A 1145-nucleotide genomic window follows, 5' to 3' on the forward strand; every position below is an offset into this window, starting at 1 on the left:
GACCAGTTGAACGCCCAGCGCAATGCGTATGTCGGTCTGGGCCAGCTTGCGGCCATGGCCTATGGCTGGACCACGGTTTCGGCCAGTGGCTTTGCCTGCATGCCGGGCAGCGGGCTTGCGGTGGTGGTCGCGCCCGGTTCGCTGCTGGCCCCCGGCGTGGTGGACAAAACCGCCTATGGCACGTTGCCCGCCGCATCCAGCGCGCTGGTGCGGCAGTATGGCAGCCGCGATCCCGTCACGCTGGACGTGCCGGGGGCGGGGGCAACCTACAGCGTGTATGTCACGCCCGCCACGGTGGATGCGGATGATACCGTACTGCCGTTCTATAACGCCGCCGACCCGTCCGTGACCTATGCCGGTGCCGATAACAGCGGAAAGACCGCGCCCACCGTGCGGCAGGATGTGGCGCAGATCGGGATCGGCACGTCGGTGCCAGCGGGCGCGTATCCGCTATGGACCGTGACCGTGCCCGCCGGGGCGACAGCCATCACGGCAGCCATGATCACGCAGGCCGGTAGTGCGCCGTTTTACGACACCATCCCGCAGTTGCAGGTCAGCGTTGACAGTCGCGTTCCCACGGCTGCCGACGATACGGGTGCGGTCAATGGCAGGGTCAGCGCCCTGTATTACGACAAGGTCCAGCAGCAGCCCGTCGTCTATGCCCCGTCGGCCACATCATCGGGTCTGGCATTGCTTGTGTCGCAGACGTTCGGCGCGACCGGCTTCAGCACGGTTTCCAATTTCGTCTATCGTGCCAGCGATGGTGCGCTGCAGATCAATGTGGGGTCAATTTCTGCCGGCGTAGTGGCCGACTTCGCTCCTGTCGCATCGGTACAGGCCGTACAGGCCAACCTGTCTTCCTTTCAGACGGCCCAGACCAATACCAACGCCACGCTGTCTGCCGACATCAGCGACTGTGTGTCAGGAGTTTATGGTGTCAGCACTACATCGGGGGATACGCAGGGCAAGGGGCTGTATCAGGCAGGTGGAAGCGCGCGCCCCACCTTCGTCTACAACAACGGCACCACTGATGTTTATAGTGCGCTGGCCTATTACGCTGACGTGACGGCGCTGTCTGCCACGCTGTCCACGGACATAAGCAACTGCGTGTCGGGCGTTGCTGCGTCCGGGGATGCGCAGGGGCT

Annotated in this window: 1 protein-coding gene; it reads left to right on the forward strand. The window is 64.1% G+C overall.

What is annotated here, in order from left to right; translation table 11 throughout:
• Positions 1 to 1145: hypothetical protein (locus CFR80_RS19565; protein WP_181418281.1), on the forward strand; the 1145-nt coding region annotated here is incomplete at both ends.

The sequence above is a fragment of the Komagataeibacter oboediens genome (assembly GCF_003207815.1).
Classification (GTDB): Bacteria; Pseudomonadota; Alphaproteobacteria; order Acetobacterales; family Acetobacteraceae; genus Komagataeibacter; species Komagataeibacter oboediens.